Origin of the sequence: Colwellia sp. BRX8-5 (assembly GCF_014077325.1) — a bacterium.
Lineage (GTDB): Bacteria > Pseudomonadota > Gammaproteobacteria > Enterobacterales > Alteromonadaceae > Colwellia_A.
Window position 1 is genome coordinate 85320 of sequence record NZ_JACGVR010000012.1, and the last position, 23687, is coordinate 109006.

At 39.8% G+C, this 23687-nt stretch carries 21 protein-coding genes; 17 read left to right on the forward strand and 4 right to left on the reverse strand.

The genetic code is table 11. The features are described from left to right. Positions 1-5: 5 nt before the first annotated feature. The 14 genes from ftsL (at position 6) to lpxC (ending at position 16901) form a co-directional block, all read left to right on the forward strand. Positions 6-320: a cell division protein FtsL gene (ftsL, locus tag H4J62_RS10270; protein WP_182213312.1), complete on the forward strand. Its 315-nt coding sequence runs from the start codon at positions 6-8 to the stop codon at positions 318-320. Next, the gene (locus H4J62_RS10275; protein ID WP_182213314.1) at positions 317-2095 is read left to right on the forward strand and encodes a penicillin-binding protein 2; all 1779 of its coding nucleotides are present in this window, start codon (positions 317-319) and stop codon (positions 2093-2095) included. Before ftsL ends, H4J62_RS10275 begins: the two co-directional genes overlap by 4 nt. Continuing rightward, complete coding sequence (locus H4J62_RS10280) at positions 2088-3671, forward strand: UDP-N-acetylmuramoyl-L-alanyl-D-glutamate--2,6-diaminopimelate ligase (RefSeq protein ID WP_182213316.1); 1584 nt, start codon at positions 2088-2090, stop codon at positions 3669-3671. The genes H4J62_RS10275 and H4J62_RS10280 overlap by 8 nt, the downstream gene beginning before the upstream one ends. After that, positions 3668-5080: a UDP-N-acetylmuramoyl-tripeptide--D-alanyl-D-alanine ligase gene (murF, locus tag H4J62_RS10285; RefSeq protein ID WP_182213318.1), complete on the forward strand. Its 1413-nt coding sequence runs from the start codon at positions 3668-3670 to the stop codon at positions 5078-5080. Before H4J62_RS10280 ends, murF begins: the two co-directional genes overlap by 4 nt. Next, positions 5074-6156, forward strand: coding sequence for a phospho-N-acetylmuramoyl-pentapeptide-transferase (mraY, locus tag H4J62_RS10290; protein WP_182213320.1), 1083 nt, complete (start codon positions 5074-5076; stop codon positions 6154-6156). The genes murF and mraY overlap by 7 nt, the downstream gene beginning before the upstream one ends. Positions 6157-6218: 62 nt before the next feature. Then, positions 6219-7640, forward strand: coding sequence for a UDP-N-acetylmuramoyl-L-alanine--D-glutamate ligase (murD, locus tag H4J62_RS10295; RefSeq protein ID WP_182213322.1), 1422 nt, complete (start codon positions 6219-6221; stop codon positions 7638-7640). A gap of 41 nt (positions 7641-7681) precedes the next feature. Further along, complete coding sequence (gene ftsW, locus H4J62_RS10300) at positions 7682-8932, forward strand: cell division protein FtsW (protein ID WP_259364715.1); 1251 nt, start codon at positions 7682-7684, stop codon at positions 8930-8932. Next, positions 8919-10025: an undecaprenyldiphospho-muramoylpentapeptide beta-N-acetylglucosaminyltransferase gene (gene murG / locus H4J62_RS10305; RefSeq protein ID WP_070374775.1), complete on the forward strand. Its 1107-nt coding sequence runs from the start codon at positions 8919-8921 to the stop codon at positions 10023-10025. Before ftsW ends, murG begins: the two co-directional genes overlap by 14 nt. An 11-nt stretch (positions 10026-10036) precedes the next feature. Beyond that, positions 10037-11497: a UDP-N-acetylmuramate--L-alanine ligase gene (gene murC / locus H4J62_RS10310; protein WP_182213572.1), complete on the forward strand. Its 1461-nt coding sequence runs from the start codon at positions 10037-10039 to the stop codon at positions 11495-11497. After that, on the forward strand, positions 11494-12435 hold the full coding sequence (locus H4J62_RS10315; RefSeq protein ID WP_070374774.1) for a D-alanine--D-alanine ligase: 942 nt from the start codon (positions 11494-11496) through the stop codon (positions 12433-12435). Before murC ends, H4J62_RS10315 begins: the two co-directional genes overlap by 4 nt. After that, complete coding sequence (locus tag H4J62_RS10320; protein WP_259364711.1) at positions 12435-13226, forward strand: cell division protein FtsQ/DivIB; 792 nt, start codon at positions 12435-12437, stop codon at positions 13224-13226. The genes H4J62_RS10315 and H4J62_RS10320 overlap by 1 nt, the downstream gene beginning before the upstream one ends. Positions 13227-13231: 5 nt before the next feature. Continuing rightward, a complete protein-coding gene (gene ftsA / locus H4J62_RS10325) occupies positions 13232-14467 on the forward strand; it encodes a cell division protein FtsA (protein WP_070374773.1) in 1236 nt (411 codons plus the stop codon). Positions 14468-14600: 133 nt separating this feature from the next. After that, a complete protein-coding gene (gene ftsZ / locus H4J62_RS10330) occupies positions 14601-15758 on the forward strand; it encodes a cell division protein FtsZ (protein WP_070374772.1) in 1158 nt (385 codons plus the stop codon). Positions 15759-15983: 225 nt separating this feature from the next. Next, a complete protein-coding gene (lpxC, locus tag H4J62_RS10335; protein WP_070374771.1) occupies positions 15984-16901 on the forward strand; it encodes a UDP-3-O-acyl-N-acetylglucosamine deacetylase in 918 nt (305 codons plus the stop codon). Between the two features lie 96 nt (positions 16902-16997). Here the strand turns inward: lpxC and H4J62_RS10340 are convergent, their stop codons facing one another. Then, positions 16998-17468, reverse strand: coding sequence for a DUF721 domain-containing protein (locus tag H4J62_RS10340; RefSeq protein ID WP_070374770.1), 471 nt, complete (start codon positions 17466-17468; stop codon positions 16998-17000). Between the two features lie 80 nt (positions 17469-17548). Here H4J62_RS10340 and H4J62_RS10345 point away from each other — a divergent pair, with 80 nt between their 5' ends. The 3 genes from H4J62_RS10345 to mutT all read left to right on the forward strand — a co-directional run bounded on the left by H4J62_RS10345 (position 17549) and on the right by mutT (position 21858). Then, on the forward strand, positions 17549-18400 hold the full coding sequence (locus tag H4J62_RS10345; RefSeq protein WP_231907448.1) for a M23 family metallopeptidase: 852 nt from the start codon (positions 17549-17551) through the stop codon (positions 18398-18400). A gap of 78 nt (positions 18401-18478) precedes the next feature. Continuing rightward, positions 18479-21178, forward strand: a complete 2700-nt coding sequence (secA, locus tag H4J62_RS10350; protein WP_182202586.1) for a preprotein translocase subunit SecA — start codon at positions 18479-18481, stop codon at positions 21176-21178. Between the two features lie 287 nt (positions 21179-21465). Beyond that, on the forward strand, positions 21466-21858 hold the full coding sequence (gene mutT / locus H4J62_RS10355) for an 8-oxo-dGTP diphosphatase MutT (protein ID WP_182213326.1): 393 nt from the start codon (positions 21466-21468) through the stop codon (positions 21856-21858). Between the two features lie 2 nt (positions 21859-21860). Here the strand turns inward: mutT and yacG are convergent, their stop codons facing one another. The 3 genes from yacG to coaE all read right to left on the reverse strand — a co-directional run bounded on the left by yacG (position 21861) and on the right by coaE (position 23678). Beyond that, positions 21861-22097, reverse strand: a complete 237-nt coding sequence (gene yacG / locus H4J62_RS10360) for a DNA gyrase inhibitor YacG (RefSeq protein ID WP_070374766.1) — start codon at positions 22095-22097, stop codon at positions 21861-21863. A 112-nt stretch (positions 22098-22209) separates the two neighbouring features. Next, positions 22210-22956: a cell division protein ZapD gene (zapD, locus tag H4J62_RS10365; protein ID WP_182213328.1), complete on the reverse strand. Its 747-nt coding sequence runs from the start codon at positions 22954-22956 to the stop codon at positions 22210-22212. 107 nt (positions 22957-23063) lie between these two features. Further along, the gene (gene coaE, locus H4J62_RS10370) at positions 23064-23678 is read right to left on the reverse strand and encodes a dephospho-CoA kinase (RefSeq protein ID WP_182213330.1); all 615 of its coding nucleotides are present in this window, start codon (positions 23676-23678) and stop codon (positions 23064-23066) included. Positions 23679-23687: the final 9 nt, after the last annotated feature.

A 23687-nucleotide genomic window follows, 5' to 3' on the forward strand; every position in this document is an offset into this window, starting at 1 on the left:
TAGTTATGGCAAACTCAAAAATGGCATTGCCATTAGAAGTTTGGTACGACATTCAGCGACATATATTTATATATCTGTTGTTAGTTATGGTGGTTATTTCGGCATTTTCGGTGATTTACTTCACCCATTTAAATCGTCAAACCACCAGTGGTTTAGAAATATTATTAACAGAAAGAGATGAGTTAGATATTGAGTGGCGTAATTTATTGTTAGAGCAAAATAGCCTAGCTGAGCACAGTACGATAGAAAGCAAAGCTAGAAAATTATTACAGATGAAAAGACCGAATATAAATTCGGAAATTATCATTCAACAACAATGAGCAAGTTAGTGAAGAAACAAGTAGATAAACAGCAAATTTCGGTGGCATGGCGTTTTTACGTTGTGGTCGGCCTAATAGTGTTTGTTTATGCAGGTTTGTTGGCTCGCAGTGCATATATTCAAATCATTGAACCCGACATGTTGAAAAAACAGGGAGATATGCGCTCATTACGTACCGCTGCTCATACAGTACAACGTGGTTCAATTGTCGATCGTAACGGCCGTGAACTGGCGATCAGTGTCCCGGTTGAAACCGTGTGGGCAGATCCTAAAATTATCATGGACAACAATGCGCTAGCAATGAAAGAGCATTGGCAAGCACTTGCCGATGTTTTAGGGCGTAATGTTAACAAACTAACTTCACGTATTGTTAAAAACCCAACTAAACGTTTTGTTTATGTTGAACGTAAAGTATCGCCAGCAATGGCTAAATACATTAAAGAATTAAAAATACCGGGTATTCATTTACGAAAAGAATCAAAACGCTTTTATCCGTCAGGAGAAATAAGCGCTCATGTTGTTGGCTTTACCAATGTAGATGACAAAGGTATCGAGGGTGTTGAACGCGTTTACGATCAATTACTGACGGGAACTGACGGCGAAAAACAATACCGTAAAGATGCTAAGGGCCGTAAAATAGAAATACTGTCTGAGCAAGAATCTACTCAGCCCAAAGATATCGTTTTGAGTATTGATCAGCGTATTCAAGCCATCGCTTATAAAGAATTAAAAGGTGCGGTAAAAGCATTTAAAGCGACATCAGGCTCAGTCGTTGTTACTAATGTTCATACAGGCGAAATTTTAGCGCTGGTAAATAGCCCATCTTATAATCCTAATAATCGTCGAAACACAGCGATCCATCGTTTTCGAAATCGAGCGATCACCGATTTTTATGAACCGGGTTCAACCTTAAAACCTTTAACTGCATTAACCGCCTTAGAGTTTGGTTCAGTAAAAGCCGACAGCATCATTGATACCAGTCCAGGTTGGATGCGTTTAGGTGGCCGCAGAGTTGGCGACCCAATTAACCGTGGTAAATTAAGTATTACTGATATTTTGGTGCATTCATCAAATATGGGCACGACAAAATTAGCACTTTCAGTACCGAAAGAATTTTTACTGAATAAATTTTTTGATGCTGGCTTTGGCGAAGAAACCGGTGTTGGCTTAGTTGGCGAAAGTTCAGGTATTATGCATGATCGCCAACGTTGGTCGAAATTTGAATTAGCGACCTTATCTTGGGGGCATGGTGTTGCGGCAACCCCGCTTCAACTAGCACGTTTTTATTCAACCTTAGCTAATGGCGGCATTAAAAAGCCGCTCACTATTATCAAAAAAGATACCTTGGATACTATTCCACTTCGAGATGTACGGATTTTTTCAGAGCAATCGAGTGAACAAGTTGTTGGCATGTTAGAAAATGTGGTTAATGAGCATACCCCAAATGCTAAGGTAGAAGGTTACCGTGTTGGTGGCAAAACGGGCACTGCAATTAAAGCTTTCGCTGGTGGCTATGGCAATGAATACGTTGGCTTGTTTGCTGGCATGGCACCAATTTCTGATCCTGAGATTGTGGTTGTTGTTGTTATCAATGAACCTGGCGGCGATTTATACCATGGTGGCGAAGTTGCTGCCCCTGTCTTTTCAAGAGTAATGAAAGGCGCATTGCGGGTATTAAATATTGCCCCAGATGCAAAGCGTGTTGCTGATATAAGACCTGTGGTCAGTGAAGACAAGCCAACAATGAAAGTAAAACAGGAGCATGCCGATGCCTAAGTTTACTTTTTCATTGAGCCAAGCACAATTATTTGACGTTTTTAAACGGTTTAATTTACCGTTACCCGCATTGGCTGAACGGGCTTATTTCCCAATGAATTGTGGAGATTTGGTTAATGATACCCGTAAATTAAAAGCGGGCGATGTCTTTTGTGCGATTATCGGCCATCAGCAAAATGGTAATGATTATATTAACCAAGCCGTATCATTAGAGTGTGGGTTAATCATTGCTGAATGCAGCCATGCCAGCCAACATGGTGAAATTGTTTATTTAACGACAGAAAATTCAGATAAAAAAATAGCACAAGTCTATTTCTATCAACTCAATGAAAAGTTATTTTCATTTGCTAAGGGGTATTATCAAAGTCCACAAGATAATATGACGATTATAGGTATTACTGGCACCAATGGTAAAACCAGCACCAGTCAAATAATCTCAAAATTATTAGCGAGTTGCCAACAAAGAACAGCGGTTATAGGCACCAATGGCGCTGGACAAATTGAATCGCTACAAACCGTTGAAAACACGACACCGGCAGCAACACAGTTGCATCAGTTAATGGCTGAGTTCTCTGCAGATCATTGTAAAAATGTTGCTATGGAAATATCTTCTCATGCACTTGAACAGCGGCGTGTTATAGCAAATTTACTTGATATTGCCGTGTTCACCAATTTGACACGCGATCATCTTGATTATCATAAAACCATGACAAACTATGCTGACGCCAAATATCAAATTTTTAGTCATGATGCCAAACAAATAGCCATTATTAATGGTGATGACCAGCAAGGTAAACAATGGTTAGCGCATTGGCCAAATAAGCAAAGTCTTATTGTTTATGGTAAATCGGCCGCAGTTACTCAATTTTCAGCTTATGCCCAAGCCAGTGAGATGAAAACCCATGCTAATGGTGTTCAATTCATCTTGAATACCCATCTTGGTCAACAAGAAATTGACAGCGTGCTAATGGGCGATTTCAATATTGAAAATTTATTAGCGGGTATTGCTGTATTGATGAGTAAAAATATTTCATTACATGATATCGCGTTAGCGGTTAAAGCATTAACACCGATTGTTGGCCGCATGGAAACATTTAAAGCTAATAATAAAGCAACCACTATTGTTGACTATGCACATACTCCCGATGCATTAGTCAGTGCACTGCATGCTTGTCGCCACCATTGTAAAGGTGAGTTATGGGTGGTGTTTGGTTGTGGAGGAGACAGAGACAAAGGTAAGCGACCACTAATGGCGCTAGCAGCCGAGAATGGTGCTGATCATCTGGTGTTTACCACAGATAATCCAAGAACAGAAAAAGCTGAAGATATCGTTGCCGATATGCTCGCGGGGTGTCTTTTTCCTGAAAAAATTACCGTTTTACTTGACCGCGAAGCCGCGATCAAAGCTACCTTGGCAAAAGCAAAGGCTGATGACATGGTTTTACTTGCGGGTAAAGGCCATGAAGACTACATCATAGTAGCTAATGAAAAAATTAATTATAACGAACGTGAATTGGTTAAAGCCATTTATGACGTTTATCAACAACAAAGTAACACTGCAGGAGCAATCTCATGATCCCATTATGCTTAGCTGAAATTGCTTTAGCCGTTGATGGTAAGCTCGTTGGAGAAAACATCACTATTGATAGCATTAATACCGATAGTCGAGCATTAGCAAAGGGTGAATTATTTCTTGCGCTCAAGGGGCCAAATTTTGATGCACACCGTTTTTTGAATCAGGTGATTGAATTAGGTTGTGCAGCCGTGATTGTTCAAGATGATTGCCAACTGAGTATTCCTCAAATTATTGTTGAAGATACGCATAAAGCCTTAGGCAAGATAGCTGCTTATGTGAAAGAAAAAGTTGCCCCTAAAACGGTTGCTATTACCGGAAGTAGTGGTAAAACCACAGTAAAAGAAATGGTAGCGGCAATTTTATCACGCTTGGGCAAGGTATTAGCAACAAAAGGGAATTTTAATAACGATATTGGTGTGCCACTCACCTTATTGCGCCTTGAGTCACAGCACGAATTTGCTGTGGTTGAGTTGGGTGCAAATCATATGGGTGAAATAGCTTACACCTCAGCATTAGTGAAGCCTGATGTTGCTATTATTAATAATATTGCCGCGGCTCATTTAGAGGGATTTGGCGATTTATGCGGTGTGGCACGTGCAAAAGGTGAAATTTTTGAAGGCCTAAGCAGTGGCGGCATTGCTCTATATAACCAAGATTGTAAATTTGCCAATAAATGGCAATGGCGTTTGGTTGACAAAAAAGTAAGAACGTTCTCATGTGAACAAGCTGCTGACTGTTTCTCAAGTGATGTAATACTTGATGATACAGGTTGTGCTGGCTTTAAGCTTAATACTCACTCTGGCAATACGTTCATTGAATTAACGGTGCCGGGGAAACACAATGTTTGTAATGCGGTTGCTGCAGCTGCGATTGCTTTAGAATTTGGTGCTAGCCTTGACGATATTCGTTTAGGCTTGGCTGAAATGTCACCGGTGAAAGGCCGATTAAATTTACATCAGTTAACACCCACGTTTAAATTAATTGATGATACTTACAACGCAAATGTTGAATCAATAAAAGCGGCTAGCGATTTATTGGCTAGCTACTCAGGTCGACGCATCCTTATCCTTGGTGATATGGGTGAATTGGGCGCACAAGCTCGAGGTTATCATCATGAAGTTGGCGATTATGCTAAACAATGCAAAATTGATGATTTACTGACGCTGGGCGTGCTGAGTCAAAGTTCAGCTGATGCTTTTAATGGCCAACATTTTAGTGACAGAGTGTCGTTAATGCGTTGTTTAACTTCTTTATTGGAAAATGAGCAGCAAGCGATCTCTATCTTAGTCAAAGGATCACGTAGTGCGCGTATGGAAAATGTAGTGCAAGATATTATTAACTGGCGTAAAAATTTAGAACTCTCTTCGTCAACTTCAGAACATAAATCATCGGAGATAAGTTCATGCTAGTTTGGCTAAGTGAATATTTAACACAGTATTACAGTTTTTTTAATGTTTTTTCTTATCTAACATTTCGCGCCATTGTAAGTACATTAACCGCGTTAACTATATCTTTGTACTTTGGTCCTAAGCTGATCCGTTTCTTGCAAAATATGCAAGTGGGTCAGGTTGTTCGCGATGATGGCCCCGAAAGCCATTTGGTGAAAACCGGCACGCCGACTATGGGTGGGCTGTTAATTTTAGCCGCTATTGTGGTCAGTGTTTTACTCTGGGCCGATTTAAGTAACACCTATGTTTGGGTCGTACTTTTTGTTATCACCAGTTTTGGCCTAATAGGCTTTGTTGATGATTATCGAAAAGTTATTCGCAAAGACCCTAATGGTTTAATTGCGCGTTGGAAATACTTTTGGCAAACCGTTGCGGGTTTAGCGACCGCCTTGTTTTTATATTCTCTTGCTCAAAGTCCCGAAGAAACAAGTTTACTTATTCCGTTCGTTAAAGACGTATTACCTCAACTGGGTATTTTTTACGTTGGTATGACCTACTTTGTGATTGTTGGGACCAGTAACGCAGTTAATTTAACTGATGGTTTAGATGGCTTAGCAATAGTGCCAACGATAATGGTCGCCGGCGCTTTTGCTATTTTTGCCTACATGACAGGACACGCAAACTTCTCTGAATATTTAAATATTCCCCACATTGCGATGGCGAGTGAGTTAGTGGTTGTTTGTACGGCTATTGTTGGCGCAGGTTTGGGATTTCTCTGGTTTAACACTTACCCTGCACAAGTATTTATGGGCGATGTTGGTTCTTTAGCACTTGGTGCAGCCTTGGGTGTTATCGCGGTTTTAGTTCGACAAGAATTAGTGTTGTTCATTATGGGCGGTGTTTTTGTTATGGAAACGGTGTCAGTTATTTTACAAGTTGGCTCTTATAAATTACGTGGCCAACGTATTTTCCGTATGGCGCCTATTCACCATCATTACGAATTAAAAGGCTGGCCTGAGCCAAGAGTTATTGTCCGTTTTTGGATTATCTCATTAGTACTGGTATTGATTGGTTTAGCGACATTAAAACTACGCTAACAATGATTGATTAATAAATCGTTTAATAAAAAATAGTATTTAAAGTAGGTATAAAGCATAAAATGACGCAAAAAATTTCACAAGCTCCGCTAGCGATAGCGCAGCTAACAACCCAAAAAATTGTTGTCCTCGGTGCAGGGTTAACAGGGTTGTCTTGTGTGCGTTATTTAGCAAAAAATGGCTTAACTTGCTCGGTAAATGACAGTCGTGATAATGCCATTAATATTGACGTTTTTAAGCAAGAGTTTCCACATACAGCGTTAACGTTAGGTGGCTGGGATAAAACACTGATCGCTTCAGCCGATGTTTTACTGGTCAGCCCAGGTGTAGATACCAGTATTGCTGACATTGCTAAGCAGATAAGCAAAAATTGTATTGTTGCTGGAGACGTTGAGCTTTATTGTCAAAATAATAACACCGCTATTCTTGCTGTTACCGGTTCAAATGGTAAATCAACGGTGGTGTCTTTATTGGCTTTTCTCGGACAAAGGCTGGGTAAAAAAGTTGAACTAGGCGGTAATATTGGAGTACCGGTACTAGAACAATCGCAAAAATCACTCGACTGCTTAGTCTTAGAACTTTCTAGTTTTCAATTAGAAACATTACGCAGTATGAAGGCGATTGCTGCAACTGTTTTAAATGTGAGCGATGATCATTTAGATCGTCATAAAACCTTAGAAAACTATGCCGCGATTAAACGAGGTATTTATCAACAGTGTCAAACGGCTATTACTAATCGTGATGATGTTAATACTCAACTTGTTGGTAAGGCGCAAAAGTCACTTTCGTTTGGTAGCGATGTTGCACTCGACGGTCATTTTGGCATGTCGGTGATTGATGGACAAAGACAATTAATGTTTGGCTCAAAGCCGCTTATTGGTGTTAATCAACTACCTATTGCCGGTTTACACAATGCCTTGAACTGTTTAGCGGTATTGGCACTAGGTCATAGTGCTGGTTGGCCACTTGACGAGATGTTAGTACATTTAGTTGAATTTAAAGGCTTGGAACATCGTTGTCAGCTGATATCAACGTATAAAAATGTGCAATGGATTAACGACTCTAAAGCAACCAATGTTGGCGCAACCCTAGCAGCGATTGAAGGCTTAGCCGCTATGATGTCAGTAGATAACAACTTATATGTTATTGCGGGTGGCGATGGCAAAGGAGCAGACTTTTCCCCATTAACTAACGTTTTTTCTAAAGATGTTAGCCATGTTTTTACCTTAGGTAAAGACGGCGATGAAGTGGCTGCTGTCGCTAATAAAGCAAAGATAAAAAATAGTAAAGTTACCCGTATTGAACAAGCGATTAATATCCTTGGCAATATCGTTAAATCAGGTGATGTAGTGTTACTTTCACCGGCTTGTGCCAGCATTGATATGTTCAAGAACTTTGCTGAACGTGGCGAAGTCTTTGTCAATGCGGTTAACAAGTTGAGCGGAGAAAATAAAACACCAAGCTTGCCAGAGGAGAACTCATGACAACATCAGTTCTCTCTAAACTCGATAATATAAAACTACCCATGTGGTTATCGGCAGAGCAAGGTGCTAGCAGCGCTACATTTGATCGTACGTACTTATTACTCGCTATTAGTATGTATATGATTGGTCTCATTATGGTCGCCAGTTCGTCTATGCCTGTAGCAGAAAGATTGTTCAATGACCCGTTTCATTTTGTCGAGCGTCACTTTATTTATATTTGTATAAGTTTGTTGGTGGCCGTTGTCACGATGAGCGTACCGATGAGTCTTTGGCAAAAACATAGTGGGCATTTACTGCTATTGGGGATTTTGCTGTTAGTTGTGGTGTTAGTGATTGGCCGAACGGTTAATGGTTCGACACGGTGGATTGTTGTGGGTCCAATAACGTTACAAGCGGCAGAGCCTGCGAAATTGTTTTTCTTTTGTTATTTATCGTCTTATCTTGTTCGACGTCGTGATGAAGTGATGGAAAACGTTAAAGGGTTTGCTAAACCACTCGTTGTCTTTACTGTACTTGGTGGTTTGTTATTAATGCAACCAGATTTAGGTACCATTGTTGTGATGTTTGTGACCACTTTTGGTCTGTTATTTTTAGCTGGCGCTAAACTTTGGCAATTTGCTTGTGTATCTGGCGTTGGCATTAGTTTATTATCCGCGCTCGCTTATTTTTCTCCTTATCGTTGGGCGCGAGTTACCGGCTTTTTAGACCCTTGGGAAGATCCCTTTGGCAGTGGTTATCAATTAACACAATCATTGATGGCATATGGCCGTGGTGAGATTTTTGGACAAGGGTTAGGAAATAGTATTCAAAAGCTAGAATATTTACCCGAAGCGCATACCGATTTTGTTATGGCGGTTGTTGCAGAAGAACTTGGCTTTATTGGTATAAGCGTGATCTTAATGCTGAGTATGTTTTTAGTGCTCAAGGCACTGTTACTTGGCAGAGCCGCTTTACAAAAAGAAAAATATTTCGAAGGCTTTTTTGCTTACGCTATTGGTATTTGGATAAGCTTTCAAGCTGCGGTCAATGTTGGTGCTAGTGCAGGTGTAGTGCCCACTAAAGGGTTAACGATGCCGTTATTAAGTTATGGCGGTAGCTCGATGATCATTATGACCATGGCGGTGTTTATCTTGATGAGAATAGATCATGAGATACGTTTGCAAAGTATTCAGGCGACCACTAAGAAAAAATCAAAGAAAAACAAAATAAAAAAAAGTAATGCAATGAATAAAATAGTAGTAAAACCCAAAACTAAAGATGATAAGGAGGGTGAACAATATGACTGGATTTGAAAATACAACTAGCAAAAAAGCACCCACTTTATTAGTGATGGCTGGTGGCACAGGTGGTCATATTTTCCCAGGTATAGCTGTGGCAGAAATGCTCAAAGCTCAAGGCTGGAAGATACATTGGCTTGGCACTGAAAAACGTATGGAAGCAAAAATTGTTCCTGAGCATGGGTTTGATATTTCATTTATCAATATTGCCGGTGTACGTAATAAAAGCTTGTTAGAGCGTGTTAAAATACCGTTTCAATTATTACAGTCGGTTTTACAATCAATTGCGATATTACGCAAAGTAAAACCCGATGTTGTCTTAGGCATGGGCGGTTATGCAAGTGCTCCTGGTGGCTTTGCTGCTTGGTTAATGCGGATCCCTTTAGTTTTACATGAACAAAATGCGGTTGCTGGCATGACAAACCGTTATTTAGCGAAAATTGCCACTAAAGTGTTGAGTGCATTCCCAAACGCTTTTACCGCTAATATTGACTTTCAGGTGGTTGGAAACCCGTTGCGTAAAGAAATAACCGCGTTAACGCCAGTGATCCCCGAGAATCCAAGTAGTAGTAAAAAAGTACTAGTGGTTGGTGGAAGTCTTGGCGCTAAAATTTTGAATGAAACCGTGCCACAAGCGCTAAAACAAATACAACTGCAAAATATTGACGTTTGGCATCAAACGGGTCGTGATAATCAAACAGCAGTACTGGCCAGCTATAAAAAGTTTGGCTTGTCAGAAGATAAAGTTAAAGTGACTGAATTTATTGAAGATATGGCGGCCGCTTATCAATGGGCAGACATTGTTGTTTGCCGAGCAGGTGCCTTAACCGTTTCAGAACTCGCTATGGCAGCCAAACCTGCTATTTTTGTGCCTTTACCTCATGCCGTTGATGACCATCAAACCAAAAATGCGATGTATTTAGTTTCACGTGGTGCTGCAAAATTATTACCACAAAAAGAATTTAACGGTACGACTTTAGCGCAAATGCTTAACAGCCTTTTTATTTCCGACAGCGTCGTAAGGTCGATGGTGAAAGCGGCGCACGATGCTGCTCACGTTGATGCAACTCTCCGTGTTGCTAATACTTGCGCGGAGTTAGTTAACTAATGAGTAAGAAAATGAGAAACAAGATAGCCAATAACACTGCACCTATTAAATTACCAGAAATGCGCCGGGTAAAAAGCATTCACTTTGTCGGTATTGGCGGTGCAGGTATGGGGGGTATTGCCGAAGTATTGTTAAATGAAGGCTACCAAATTACTGGCTCTGATATTGGCGAAAATCAAGTTGTTACTCGCTTAATGGCGTTAGGTGCAAATATTACTATAGGTCATGCGGCAGATAACATTGTTGGTGCGAGTGTTATTGTTGTTTCAACGGCAATTAAAGCAGATAACCCTGAATTGGTGAATGCGCAAACGTTACGTATTCCTGTGGTACGTCGTGCTGAAATGTTAGCTGAATTAATGCGTTTTCGCCATGGTGTTGCGATTGCGGGGACTCATGGCAAAACAACAACGACCAGTTTGATTGCAAGTATTTTTGCTGAAGGTGACCTAGACCCAACATTTGTGATTGGTGGTTTATTAAATAGCGCTGGCACCAATGCGCGTTTGGGTAAAAGTCGTTACCTTATTGCAGAAGCCGATGAGAGTGACGCGTCATTCTTGCATCTGCAGCCTATGGTTTCAGTGATCACTAATATCGACGAAGATCACATGGAGACTTACCAAGGTGATTTTGAAAAACTTAAAGATACCTACATCGAATTTTTACATAACTTACCGTTTTATGGTTTAGCGGTTGTTTGTATTGATAACGATGTTGTGCGTGAACTCATTCCAAGAATGGCTCGTCAAGTGATCACCTATGGTTTTAGTGAAGATGCTGATGTACGAGCGACAAACTTTCAACAAAATGGTGGCGTTAGTCATTTTACCGTACAGCGTGAAGGTTTTGCTGATATCAATATGTCAGTAAACTTACCCGGTGAACATAATGTGCTGAACGCCTTGGCGAGTATCGCTGTTGCAACTGATGAAGGCGTTGACGACGCGGCCATTGTCAGTGCTCTAGAAAAATTTGCGGGTATCGGTAGACGTTTTGAACAATTGGCTAATTTAGCGACAGAAAAAGGTGAGATGATCTTAGTCGATGATTATGGACATCACCCTCGTGAAGTTAAAGCAACAATTAAAGCGATGAGAAATGGCTGGCCTGAAAAACGCTTAGTGATGATTTTTGAGCCACACCGTTATTCTCGTACACGCGATTTATACGAAGACTTTGTTGAAGTGTTATCTGAAGTCGATTGCTTATTTTTACTCGATGTTTATGCGGCGGGCGAAGCGCCTATTAACAGTGCTGACAGTAAAAGCCTAGCGCGAAGTATTCGCCAGCGTGGTCAAATTGAACCTATCTATGTTAGTAGCGCTGAAATATTAGCAGAATTGTTGCAAGCGCAATTACAAGACGGCGATATGGTTATTACACAAGGCGCAGGTACTATTGGCGTTATAGCTCGTGAAATTATGATAAACCCATTACTAAATGTTGACCTTAAAGGGGCTAAAAAGTGAAAGCACTGAAAGACCAAAGGTTAGCTGTTTTATATGGCGGCGACTCAGCAGAACGAGAAGTATCACTTAATTCTGGAAAAGCGATTACCAAGGGTCTGCAACAAGCTGGTTTTGACGTTGAACTCATCGACACTCGAGGATTTTGTTTAGCTGACTTAACTAAACGAAATATCGATCGTGTTTTTATCGCTTTGCATGGTCGAGGCGGTGAAGATGGTTGTGTGCAGGGGGCTTTACAATATATGGGCATCCCCTATACCGGTTCTGATGTCTTAGGATCTGCGTTGTCCATGGACAAAATTCGTAGCAAGCAAGTGTTTCAAGCACAAGGATTACCGACTGCGCCTTTTGCTATTGTCGAAAAAGAGGCTTACCAAGAAACTCAAGCAGAAAAAATACTGGCGACACTCGGTGGTATGGTCATGGTTAAGCCAGCGAATGAAGGCTCAAGTATTGGTATGGCCAAAGCCAAAACAGCCAATGAATTACACCAAGCATTAACGACTGCCTTTGAATATGATGACCAAATTTTAGTAGAAGCATGGATTAATGGTCCTGAATATACGGTGGCTATTTTAGGCGAAGAAGCGTTACCCGCCATTCATATGGAAACGCCTCGTGAGTTCTATGACTACGAAGCTAAATATCAATCAACGACAACACAATATCATTGTCCTGCTGGTTTGAGTGATGAAGATGAACAAGCGCTTAAAGCATTAGCGCTTAAAGCTTTTAAAGCAACTGGTGCAAAAGGATGGGGGCGCGTAGATGTTATGCGTAACAATGAAAATAAATGGCAGCTACTGGAAGTCAATACTGTTCCAGGTATGACTGAAACGTCATTGGTACCTAAAGCAGCAAAGGTACACGGCTTAAGTTTTAGTGAGCTGGTAACAAAAATAGTCGCCATTAGTACAGGACAATTAGCAGATAAATAATGACAATAACTAGTAGAAATCAACCGTCATTGTCACCATTAATGACGGAGCAACAAGAAAAATTACACTGGTCTTTTTGGCTCGGTGTGACTTTTTTTGTGCTGGTGATTGTTACTATTATTTCATTCAGTTGGTTTTTAAATAATAAAATGTCATCTGAAGAGTCAATGCCTGTTACGTCGATTGTTATTGGCGGTGAAATGCCGTTTACCAATAGACAAGATATAGAAAATGCGATTGAAGATGTTAACTTAGGAAACTTTTTTAATGTTGATGTCAATCACGTACAACAGAAAGTGGCTGAATTGCCTTGGGTATACTCGGTATCGGTACGAAAAAAGTGGCCGAATGAACTGAAAATTTATGTTGTTGATCAAACGCCGATTGCTTTATGGAATGGTGACTTTTTAATTAATCAATACGGTAAAGCATTTCAGGCGGACACTGCACGTTTACAGTCTGCATTACCGGCATTTTTTGGTCCTGAAGGCAGTGAAGATCTTGCCTTAAGTAACTTTGTTAATTTAAGTAAGTTGCTGAAGTTTAGCGAGTTGTCAATTGATGAGTTGTTACTTACCGAACGTCATTCTTGGCAGTTAACGCTTAAGAACGGCATAACGCTTAATTTAGGTAGAGAAAACAAAATTGAGCGTGTACAAAGATTTATGGATGTCTACCCGCAAATAATGAAAACAAAAGAAGAAAATCAGCAAGTGGATTATGTTGATTTACGTTATGACACTGGACTCGCTGTTGGTTGGAAAACCGCAGAGAATAAACAAAGAGCTTAACTTTAATGTCAAAAGTAAACGAAAGAAACTTGGTAGTAGGTTTAGACATAGGAACGTCGAAAATATCTGTTGCTGTTGGTGAAATAACACCGGACAATCAATTAAGTATTGTTGGTGTTGGAAATCAACCTGCACGAGGTATGGATAAAGGTGGCGTTAATGATTTGAATTTGGTTATTCAATCAATTCAGCGTGCTATCAACGAAGCTGAATTAATGGCCGATTGCCAAATTAGCTCGGTTTACTTAGGTATTTCAGGTAAGCATATTAGTTGTCAAAATGAAAATGGCATGGTGCCAATCAATGACAAAGAAGTCATTCAAGAAGATGTTGATAACGTAATACATACCGCGCGTTCAGTACCGATTTCCGCGGAACGACGCATGTTACATGTATTACCACAAGAATTTAGTATTGACTGCCAAGATGGGATAAAAAGCCCGATTGGTATGTCAGGTGTCCGAATGGAGGCCAAAGTTCATATTGTTACTTGTGCTAACGACATGGCTAAAAATATTGTTAAATGTGTTGAGCGCTGTGAAGTAAAAGCCGATCAACTTATTTTTTCAGCATTAGCATCTAGTTATGCTGTGCTGACAGATGATGAGAAAGAACTCGGTATTTGTGTGGTAGACATGGGCGCAGGTACGATGGATATTGCGGTATTTGCTGGCGGTGCTTTAAGACACACTGCGGTTATACCTGTGGCCGGTAATCAGGTCACCAGTGATATTGCGAAAATTTTTAGAACGCCGTTAAGCCACGCAGAAGACATTAAAGTGCAATATGCTTGTGCGCTTCGACAAATGGTGAGTATGGAAGAGAACATTGAAGTACCGAGTGTTGGCGGTCGTCCTGCACGCTCAATGTCTCGTCACACTTTAGCGGAAGTTGTTGAGCCACGTTACCAAGAGCTTTTTGAACTTATTCAAGAAGCAGTTCGCGAAGCGGGCTTAGAAGATCAAATTGCCGCAGGTTATGTGTTAACCGGTGGTACAGCGAAAATGGAAGGTGTTGTTGAGTTTGCTGAAGAAGTTTTTCAAATGCCTGTACGTGTCGCTAAGCCAAAAGGTATGAGTGGTTTAAAAGAGTATGTTGATGATTCAACTTACTCAACGGTTGTTGGTTTATTACATTACGGTATGCAAGCCAATGAACAACAAAGTATAGAGAGTAAGAAAAGTGAAGGTATTGCTAGTATTACTTCGCGTATCTTAGCTTGGTTTAAAGGTGAGTTTTAACCCTCATTAAGAGCCTTGTTATAAGAAGAGTAAATAAATTTTTATAATCTGCCTCAATCATGGTGGATAAGTAAAAAGTAAGAGTTAAATCGCGTTTTGGTGGAACAAAACATAAAAATCGGAGAGAGTAAAAATGTTTGAATTAATGGAAGATCATAACGAAGAAGCAGTAATCAAAGTCATTGGTGTTGGTGGCGGTGGCGGTAATGCAGTTGAGCACATGGTTTGTCAAACCATTGAAGGTGTTGAATTTATTACGGCAAATACCGATTCACAAGCATTACGTAATTCAGCAGCCAATGTTACTTTACAACTTGGTGCAGATGTTACTAAAGGCTTAGGTGCCGGCGCTAACCCTGAAATAGGTCGTCGCAGCGCTGAAGAAGACAGAGAAACGATTAGAGAAACGCTACAAGGGGCTGATATGATCTTTATCGCCGCAGGTATGGGTGGTGGTACAGGTACGGGTGCTGCTCCAGTTGTTGCTGAAATTGCAAAAGAAATGGGCATATTAACGGTTGCTGTTGTTACCAAACCCTTCCCATTTGAAGGCAAGAAACGCATGAACTATGCAGATCAAGGTATTGAGTTATTATCAAAAAGTGTCGACTCATTAATTACTATACCTAATGAAAAATTATTAAAAGTTTTAGGCCCAGGTACGTCGTTACTTGACGCTTTTAAAGCCGCAAATAATGTATTGTTAGGTGCTGTGCAGGGTATTGCAGAGCTAATTACTCGTCCAGGTTTGATTAACGTCGATTTCGCCGATGTGCGTACCGTTATGTCAGAAATGGGCACAGCAATGATGGGTTCTGGTATTGCATCGGGTCCTGATCGTGCAGAAGAAGCTGCAGAAGCGGCAATTTCGAGTCCATTACTTGAAGATGTTGACCTAGCCGGTGCTCGCGGTATTTTGGTAAACATTACTGCTGGCATGGATATTAGTATCGATGAATTTGAAACAGTGGGTAATGCAGTAAAGGCCTTTGCTTCTGAAAATGCAACGGTTGTTGTTGGTGCGGTTATCGACCCTGAAATGACTAATGAATTACGTGTAACTGTAGTTGCAACCGGTATTGGTGCTGATCGCAAGCCAGATATAACACTAGTAAATCCAGCTCCTACTGTTGCACCTATTGCCGTTGGCCAAGAATTTATTGCTAGCCCACAGGCAGAAGTAAATACAGCGCCTATAACAATGCAAGACAGCAATGCTCAAGTACAAACTGCAGCAGATATCGAGAACTATTTAGATATCCCGGCATTTTTACGTAAACAAGCTGACTAATTTGAACGGTTAATTTTGTCATCAGAGAATAAAAATAGTGTATATAATCGCTAATATTATTCGAATTAATATGTGACTAGGATACAGCTGGTTGAACAGTTGTGTGTAAAATAATGTGAAGCTAAAAGCTGATATTTTGATTTTGTTATGTTTTTCTGCTATATTGTGCGCCCGTCGAAAGAGGACGGTGCATTTCAAGGTTAGTAAAAGCTTAATAAGGCATTTATGATTAAACAACGTACATTAAAAGACAGTGTAACCGCCGTTGGTGTTGGTTTACACAAAGGTGAAAAGGTGCAGTTGACTCTCCGTCCTGCGCCAGCCAATACTGGTATTGTTTTTCGCCGCATAGATTTAGATCCGATTGTTGAAATTTCAGCAACGCCTGAAGCTGTGGGCGAGACAACTTTGTGTACGTGCTTAGTCAATGAACAAGGTGTGAAGATTTCCACCGTCGAGCACTTGTTATCAGCTGCCGCAGGTTTAGGTATTGACAACTTAATTGTTGAAATAGATTCTCCTGAAATCCCGATTATGGACGGTAGCGCATTGCCGTTCGTTTATTTAATACAGTCGGTTGGCATCAAAACATTAGCAGCAGCAAAACGTTTTATTCGCATAAAGAAAACTGTTCGTGTTGAAGAAGGTGACAAATGGGCAGAATTAAAGCCTTACCATGGTTTTAAAATTAATTTTGCTATTGAATTTGAACATCCTGTTATTTCTAAAACATGTCAGACGATGAGCATGGACTTATCTAGCTGTTCTTTTATTAAAGAAATTAGTCGAGCACGTACTTTTGGCTTTATGAGTGATATCGAATTTCTTCGCTCTCACGATTTAGCTTTAGGTGGCAGTTTAGAAAATGCCATTGTACTTGACGAATACCGCATGCTTAATAAAGATGAATTACGCTATGACGATGAATTTGTTAAACACAAAATACTCGATGCGATTGGCGACTTGTATATGTGTGGTCACAGTATTTTAGGTGAGTTAAATGCCTTTAAATCTGGACATGGCTTAAATAATATCTTGTTAAGAGAAGTCTTTAAGCAAAAAGAAAGTTGGGAATGGGTGACTTACGAAGATGAAACACCGTCTCCTATCCAATATCAAGAAGTAACGGCTGCCGCATTTTAATTAAGATACTGCTAATGTTACTCAATAAAAAAACCAGTCAAATGACTGGTTTTTTATTTTAAGATAAAGGGTATAAATCATATCTAGGCAAAATTATCATATGGCGTTTTTGTCAGCGTGTTTTGCCAATTTTTCTAATTTTTTACGTAAACTCTCAGGCGCGTTTTTAGCAATAGCCAATAATTGGTTAGCGGTGTTTTGTGAGATATGTAATGGCTCCGCGGGTTTTTCTTCAGATTGATAAACGACTTTATTGCGATAAGGCGATACCTTAATTTCAATTTGATCAAAAGCCTTGTCGGTAGCAATGGCCAGTTCACGGCAAATATTCATCCGTTCAAACTGTAGTCTTTGGCTCCAAACAGCAGATGTGACTTCAATTACTAAAGAATTTTGCTTAAAATTGGCAATATGCCAGACATCTGCTGGCAGGTCAGGGCAAGTTTGGCGTACAATGTCAGACAAGATAGTTAAAGAGTTGGTTTTTGCTGCTATTTGTGCCAAAGTGCCTTTCGATGATTGAAAGAGCTCTGACATATCTGAAGGTTTTCTTGTTTTGCGTGCCATTAACCACTCTACTTTGGAATAGTATTTAAGTAATTATGAGTTTAACACTACTATATCGTGGAAAGAACGTTAGATTTTCAATGACGCTGAATAAGTTGCATTGGTTGTCTGCGATCACTGTATTTGCGCTAATATCAGGCTTTGTTGTTCATTTGATTTTTTCTGCTGATGACGTGCCACAAGCTGTACCCTATGCTTTGAATTCACCCGCTAAGATAGATCCTCAGCAATTAACTGAACCACAATTAACCGCACTAACGATGAAACTCGCTGAGTTGCAAAGCCAAGTGTTACGACTGAATGCTTTAGGTGACCGTTTAGCAAGTGAAGCATCAATTCCAGAAAATGAATTTAATTTTCAACAATTACCGCCATCAGGTGGTCCTATGCTGCAGAGTGAAAACCATTATAAAAAGCCACTGGCAGAGTTGTTAACTGAAATATCAACACTAGAAGAAAGTTTGCACCACGAAGAAAATCAACTGACTACGCTTGAATCTTTGACTTTGGGTCACCATATAGAAAGTAGCAGCTATTTGTCTGGTCGACCAATGATTGGTGGTTGGCTCTCTTCATATTACGGTGTACGAAAAGACCCATTTAGTGGTAAAGCAGCGATACATAAAGGTGTAGACTTCGCAGGTAAAGAAGGTGCTGCGATAATTGCAACGGCTTCAGGTGTTGTTTCTTGGGCAAGTGACCGGTACGGCTACGGGCAACTTATCGAGATTAATCACGGTAGGGGATTAAAAACTCGTTATGGTCATAATAAAAATTTACTCGTTAAAGTAGGAGATGTGGTTAGCAAAGGACAAATTATTGCACGTATGGGTAGCACGGGGCGCTCGACTGGACCTCATGTTCATTACGAAATTTTACGCAATAATGCACAAATAGATCCAATTAAGTTCGTATATAGAAAAGCAAAATAAAAACAATTTATGTGACCCTTGTTGGTCACGTTATTTTCAGCGGAAGTATTTCTTCTAATATCAATATGGTTTAACAAGATGTTTGTAAAGTTAATGACGAAAATGTTTGGTAGTCGTAATGATCGATTAATTAAACAAATGAATAAAGAAGTTTTAAAAATAAACGCCTTAGAGCCCGTTATGGAAGCTCTTTCTGACGAAGAACTAAAAGCAAAAACCGCAGAATTTAAAGAGCGTTTAGCCAAAGAAGAATCTCTATCAAGTATCCTACCAGAAGCATTTGCTGTTGTACGTGAAGCCAGTAAACGTGTCTTTGGTATGCGCCACTTTGATGTACAAATGATCGGCGGCATGGTCTTAAACGATGGTAAAATTGCGGAGATGCGCACTGGTGAAGGTAAAACGTTAACCGCGACACTTCCTTCTTACCTCAACGCATTAACAGGTAAGGGGGTTCACGTTATAACGGTGAATGATTACCTAGCAACACGTGATGCTGACTGGTGTCGACCATTATTTGATTTTCTAGATATGACGGTAGGTTGTAATATTGCCGGATTAGCATCAGCTGAGAAGCAAGCGGCTTATAATTCAGATATTACCTATGGTACTAACAACGAATTTGGTTTTGATTACTTACGTGACAATATGGCCTTTTCGCCAGAAGAGCGTACGCAAAAGCCATTGAATTTTGCTGTTATTGATGAAGTCGATTCAATTTTAATCGATGAAGCTAGAACTCCTTTGATTATTTCGGGTCAAGCCGAAGATAGCTCTGAACTTTATCGTCAAATTAACCTTGTTGTGCCGACGTTGGTACTACAAAACGAAGAAGACAAAGATAAAGATACCGGTCAATCTAAAGATTTTGTTGAAGGTGATTTCACCATTGATGAAAAGTCTAAGCAAATCTATCTAACAGAGCATGGCCAAATAAGAATTGAAGAAATCATGAATGAGAAAGGTCTCATTCAAGACGGCGATTCTTTGTTTTCAGCAACCAATATTACCTTATTGCATCATGTTATGGCGGCATTACGTGCCCATAAGCTTTTCCAAAAAGATGTCGATTATATTGTTAAAGATGACGAAATCGTTATTGTTGATGAACATACCGGTCGTACGATGGAAGGCCGTCGTTGGTCAGAAGGGTTACATCAAGCCGTTGAAGCAAAAGAAGGGGTGAATATTCAAAACGAAAATCAAACCTTAGCTTCGATAACGTTCCAGAATTTTTTCCGTATCTACGAAAAATTATCAGGAATGACAGGTACTGCTGACACAGAAGCATTTGAGTTTAATCATATTTATGGTTTAGAAACCGTAGTTATTCCAACCAATCAACCGATGATCCGTAAAGATCTTGCTGATCTGATCTATTTAACCGCTGATGAAAAGTTTGAAGCGATTTTAGAAGATATTAAAGATTGTGTTGAACGCGGACAACCTGTGCTTGTTGGTACGATTAGTATAGAAACCTCTGAGTTCTTATCTGACTTCTTAAAGAAAGCAAAAATTAAGCACAAAGTATTGAATGCTAAGTTTCACCAGCAAGAAGCAGAAATTGTTGCAGATGCGGGTAAAGTTGGCGCAGTAACTATCGCAACCAACATGGCAGGTCGTGGTACCGATATCGTCTTAGGCGGAAACTTTGATGCGATTGTTGCTAAATTAAAAGACCAAAGCAAAGAAAGCATCGCTAAAGCGAAAGAAGAATGGATAATACAGCACAATAAAGTCTTAGAATTAGGTGGCTTACACATAGTTGCCACTGAACGCCATGAGTCTCGTCGTATTGATAATCAATTACGCGGCCGTTCAGGACGTCAAGGTGATGCAGGTTCAACTCGCTTCTACTTATCGATGGAAGATGCACTGATGCGAATTTTTGCTTCAGAACGTATTTCAAACATGATGCGCAAGTTAGGCATGGAACACGGCGAAGCCATTGAACATCCATGGGTCACTCGCAGCATCGAGAATGCTCAGCGTAAAGTTGAAGGTCGTAACTTCGATATTCGTAAACAACTTCTTGAGTTCGATGATGTTTCTAATGATCAACGCCAAGTTATTTATGAACAACGTAACGAGTTAATGGACGAAGCTGATATTGCTGATGTTATTAAAAATATTCGTACAGATGTAGTAACTGGTATTATAAATCAGCATATTCCTCAGCAATCTATGGAAGAAATGTGGGATATCTCTGGTTTAGAAGAGCGCTTTAAGGGCGAGCTATCTTTAGAGTTCCCTATTGCAAAGTGGCTTGAAGAAGATACTAAATTGCATGAAGAAACTTTACGCGAAAAATTATTAGCAGAAGTTGAAGCTAACTATACCGAGAAAGAAGAGCAAGCTGGTGCCGATGTTATTCGTCAATTTGAAAAAGCTGTTATGTTACAAAGCTTAGATTCTCATTGGAAAGAACATTTAGCAGCGATGGATCATTTACGTCAAGGTATACATTTACGTGGCTATGCTCAGAAAAACCCTAAGCAAGAGTTTAAGCGTGAATCTTTTGAGTTATTTGGTGAATTACTTGAGACCCTGAAATATGACGTTATCAGTATTCTTAGCAAAGTTAAAATTCGCGCTGAATCTGATGTTGAAGCCGTTGAAGAGCAACATCGTAAAGCTGAAGATATTCCAAAAGAATATACCCACGAATCTGCTAGCAGTACAGAGACAAAGCCAGAAATACAACGAGTAGGTCGTAATGAAGCTTGTCCATGTGGTTCAGGTAAGAAATATAAGCAATGTCATGGTAAATTAACCTAATCGTTATTTATTAATATGTATGAAAAAAACGCCAGTTATTGACTGGCGTTTTTTATATGCGCAATGCTAATGACGATTATAATTGCAGTGTTCAGTTATAATTTTTGTTACAGACGAATCATCATTAACTAAATTCATTCGGACAATGTCGTTTTCACAGACATGGCAATGCATGGTTATGTAAAATTATGCGTAGGGTATGATTAGACGCTTTGTTGTTTAAGCTAGGTTCCTCTTCTGCGTTAATAACGAAATCATTGATTAATTTAAAGCTTTAGGAAAGAGTTATGCAAAAAGTAGTACATGTAGCGGTCGGTGTTATCATGCGAGAAGAGCAGTACTTTCTTACCAAGCGCCTCGCTAATGCGCATCAAGGCGGGAAATGGGAGTTTCCTGGTGGTAAGGTGGAAAAAGATGAAACAGTTGCTCAGGCTTTGCACAGAGAGCTTCAAGAGGAAGTAGCAATAGATGTTCTGTCTTGCTACCCACTCATTAAAGTTAGCCATGATTATGGCGATAAAAAGGTGCTATTAGACGTTTATGTGGTTGATAACTTCCAACATGAACCTATTGCCCAAGAAGGGCAGCAATCAGCTTGGTTCACATTAGCGCAATTAAGCCAATGTGACTTTCCCGCCGCTAATGTTGCGATTGTTGAAAAACTGCTGATGAACAAATAATACTATTCTGGTTCAACAAAAAACTTATTACTTTGTAAAAACTCACCTTCAAGTGCGTCAAGCATCTCTTCGGTTAACTGAATATCACCTTGTAATGGCTGGCTGATTTTATGTCCTTCATCAGCCCATTCACCAATATCAATTAACTGGCAACGTTTGCAGCAAAAAGGGCGAAACTGACTCTCTGGTTGCCAAATAACTTCTTTTTGACACGTTGGACAAGATACTTTTAAGGTCATAGTTGGTGCTTGTAATTAAATACTTAGTGGTAGGATTATACCCTTCCTACTCCAAGATGAAACCTGCATATTGAATGGATAAAGGGTATTTGTGAAATTAATTAAGCCAATGCTAACAGCGAGCTAATTGAAATGAAGTGGCCTTATTTGAATACTTACGTCCGGTTTCATCACAAAGAGACATAAAGCGAATAGAATAACGCAGACGATTACCACTTACCGTTGGGTAATAAGGTGATTTTTGGTCGACTTTAATACGAAGTAATAAAATACCTTCACCATTATCTTGGTAAAAACCACTCTCGGTATCTATCTGTTTGAATTCAGCCCGTTGGCGAATAAACTTTAATATCATATCTAAAGCGCTTTTAACTTGTTCAAGAAGGGCAAGCCAGCCTTGGACATCTTTAGCAAGAATCTCACTGTCTTGATGTAACCAAAACTGTAATTGTGGTAAATCGAAACTTGAGCTGCCACCCTGCATGGCAAAGCGTTGTTTTAAGGTCGCCAGAAACTTGTCGTGTTTGAGTTGTGCCCACACAGGAGTATTTGGTTTTAATTGACAAATAAGCTCGACAGTTTGTTGGAGATTTTCAGCTAAGATACTGTCATCTATTTCAGGCGCTTGTGACCATATCACTAAATTTTGTTCTAGTTTTTCAAGATCTTTAATTAAGTCACCGCGAACATCATTTCGTTCTAAGGTATCAATAATGGCAAATAAGGCGTTAAAGAAAACTTGATGGCTGACTGAAATTTTACGCTGCAGACAATCTTGTGCCTGAGCAAATAAATGTTCAAGTTTAAGGTAGTTACGGATCCGTTCGTTAAGCGGATGTTCATATAAAATTTTAGTCATTAACCTAATGTCATCAATAAAGCTGAGTGTTTAGCTTTCCATACTAACGACACCCAACAGAAATGGCGAATTTTTTTGCTAAAAATAGTAAAATTTGTACAATTTTACTAACTCGTTGCTAAATTTCGATATTTTTGGTCTAGCTTAATGACACTCGCTTTTATCAGGCTCAAGTCAGAACTGGAGTTATCAATAATATCATCGGCATGTTTTAAGCGATCTTCTCTTGATATTTGACTGGCAATAATACGCTTTATTTCATCTGATGAGCTAGGATCACGCAATACCGCACGCTTAACTTGTGCTGATTCACTGATATCAATTACTAAAATACGTGCAACTAAACTCTGTAAGTTGTTCTCGATAAGTAAAGGTGCGACAAGCAAGCAATATGGTGACTGACTTTGCTGGATCTCTTCGAGCATGGTTTGTCTTATTAACGGGTGAAGTAAGTTATTAAGCCATTGTTTATCTGATTCATTACTGAATATTTGACTGCGTAATAAGGCCCGATTAAGGGTGCCGTCTGGCATAATAAACGTCTTGCCAAAATGCTGAGATATTTGCAGTAATGCGCCGCTGTTAGGTGCGACAACTTTTCTTGCCGCGATGTCTGCATCAATAATATCGATGCCTAAGTCGGCAAAAAAATTAGCAACGGTTGTTTTGCCACAACCAATACCGCCGGTTAAACCAATAATGATCTTTTTTGCTATAGTCATTTTCATTCG

Bases quoted from the DNA above. Each gene is read 5' to 3' on its own strand.
- ftsL (WP_182213312.1), top strand. From the start codon at position 6: ATGGCAAACTCAAAAATGGCATTGCCATTAGAAGTTTGGTACGACATT.
- H4J62_RS10275 (WP_182213314.1), top strand. From the start codon at position 317: ATGAGCAAGTTAGTGAAGAAACAAGTAGATAAACAGCAAATTTCGGTG.
- H4J62_RS10280 (WP_182213316.1), top strand. From the start codon at position 2,088: ATGCCTAAGTTTACTTTTTCATTGAGCCAAGCACAATTATTTGACGTT.
- murF (WP_182213318.1), top strand. From the start codon at position 3,668: ATGATCCCATTATGCTTAGCTGAAATTGCTTTAGCCGTTGATGGTAAG.
- mraY (WP_182213320.1), top strand. From the start codon at position 5,074: ATGCTAGTTTGGCTAAGTGAATATTTAACACAGTATTACAGTTTTTTT.
- murD (WP_182213322.1), top strand. From the start codon at position 6,219: ATGACGCAAAAAATTTCACAAGCTCCGCTAGCGATAGCGCAGCTAACA.
- ftsW (WP_259364715.1), top strand. From the start codon at position 7,682: ATGTGGTTATCGGCAGAGCAAGGTGCTAGCAGCGCTACATTTGATCGT.
- murG (WP_070374775.1), top strand. From the start codon at position 8,919: ATGACTGGATTTGAAAATACAACTAGCAAAAAAGCACCCACTTTATTA.
- murC (WP_182213572.1), top strand. From the start codon at position 10,037: ATGAGAAACAAGATAGCCAATAACACTGCACCTATTAAATTACCAGAA.
- H4J62_RS10320 (WP_259364711.1), top strand. From the start codon at position 12,435: ATGACAATAACTAGTAGAAATCAACCGTCATTGTCACCATTAATGACG.
- ftsA (WP_070374773.1), top strand. From the start codon at position 13,232: ATGTCAAAAGTAAACGAAAGAAACTTGGTAGTAGGTTTAGACATAGGA.
- ftsZ (WP_070374772.1), top strand. From the start codon at position 14,601: ATGTTTGAATTAATGGAAGATCATAACGAAGAAGCAGTAATCAAAGTC.
- lpxC (WP_070374771.1), top strand. From the start codon at position 15,984: ATGATTAAACAACGTACATTAAAAGACAGTGTAACCGCCGTTGGTGTT.
- H4J62_RS10340 (WP_070374770.1), bottom strand. From the start codon at position 17,468: ATGGCACGCAAAACAAGAAAACCTTCAGATATGTCAGAGCTCTTTCAA.
- H4J62_RS10345 (WP_231907448.1), top strand. From the start codon at position 17,549: ATGACGCTGAATAAGTTGCATTGGTTGTCTGCGATCACTGTATTTGCG.
- secA (WP_182202586.1), top strand. From the start codon at position 18,479: ATGTTTGTAAAGTTAATGACGAAAATGTTTGGTAGTCGTAATGATCGA.
- mutT (WP_182213326.1), top strand. From the start codon at position 21,466: ATGCAAAAAGTAGTACATGTAGCGGTCGGTGTTATCATGCGAGAAGAG.
- yacG (WP_070374766.1), bottom strand. From the start codon at position 22,097: ATGACCTTAAAAGTATCTTGTCCAACGTGTCAAAAAGAAGTTATTTGG.
- zapD (WP_182213328.1), bottom strand. From the start codon at position 22,956: ATGACTAAAATTTTATATGAACATCCGCTTAACGAACGGATCCGTAAC.
- coaE (WP_182213330.1), bottom strand. From the start codon at position 23,678: ATGACTATAGCAAAAAAGATCATTATTGGTTTAACCGGCGGTATTGGT.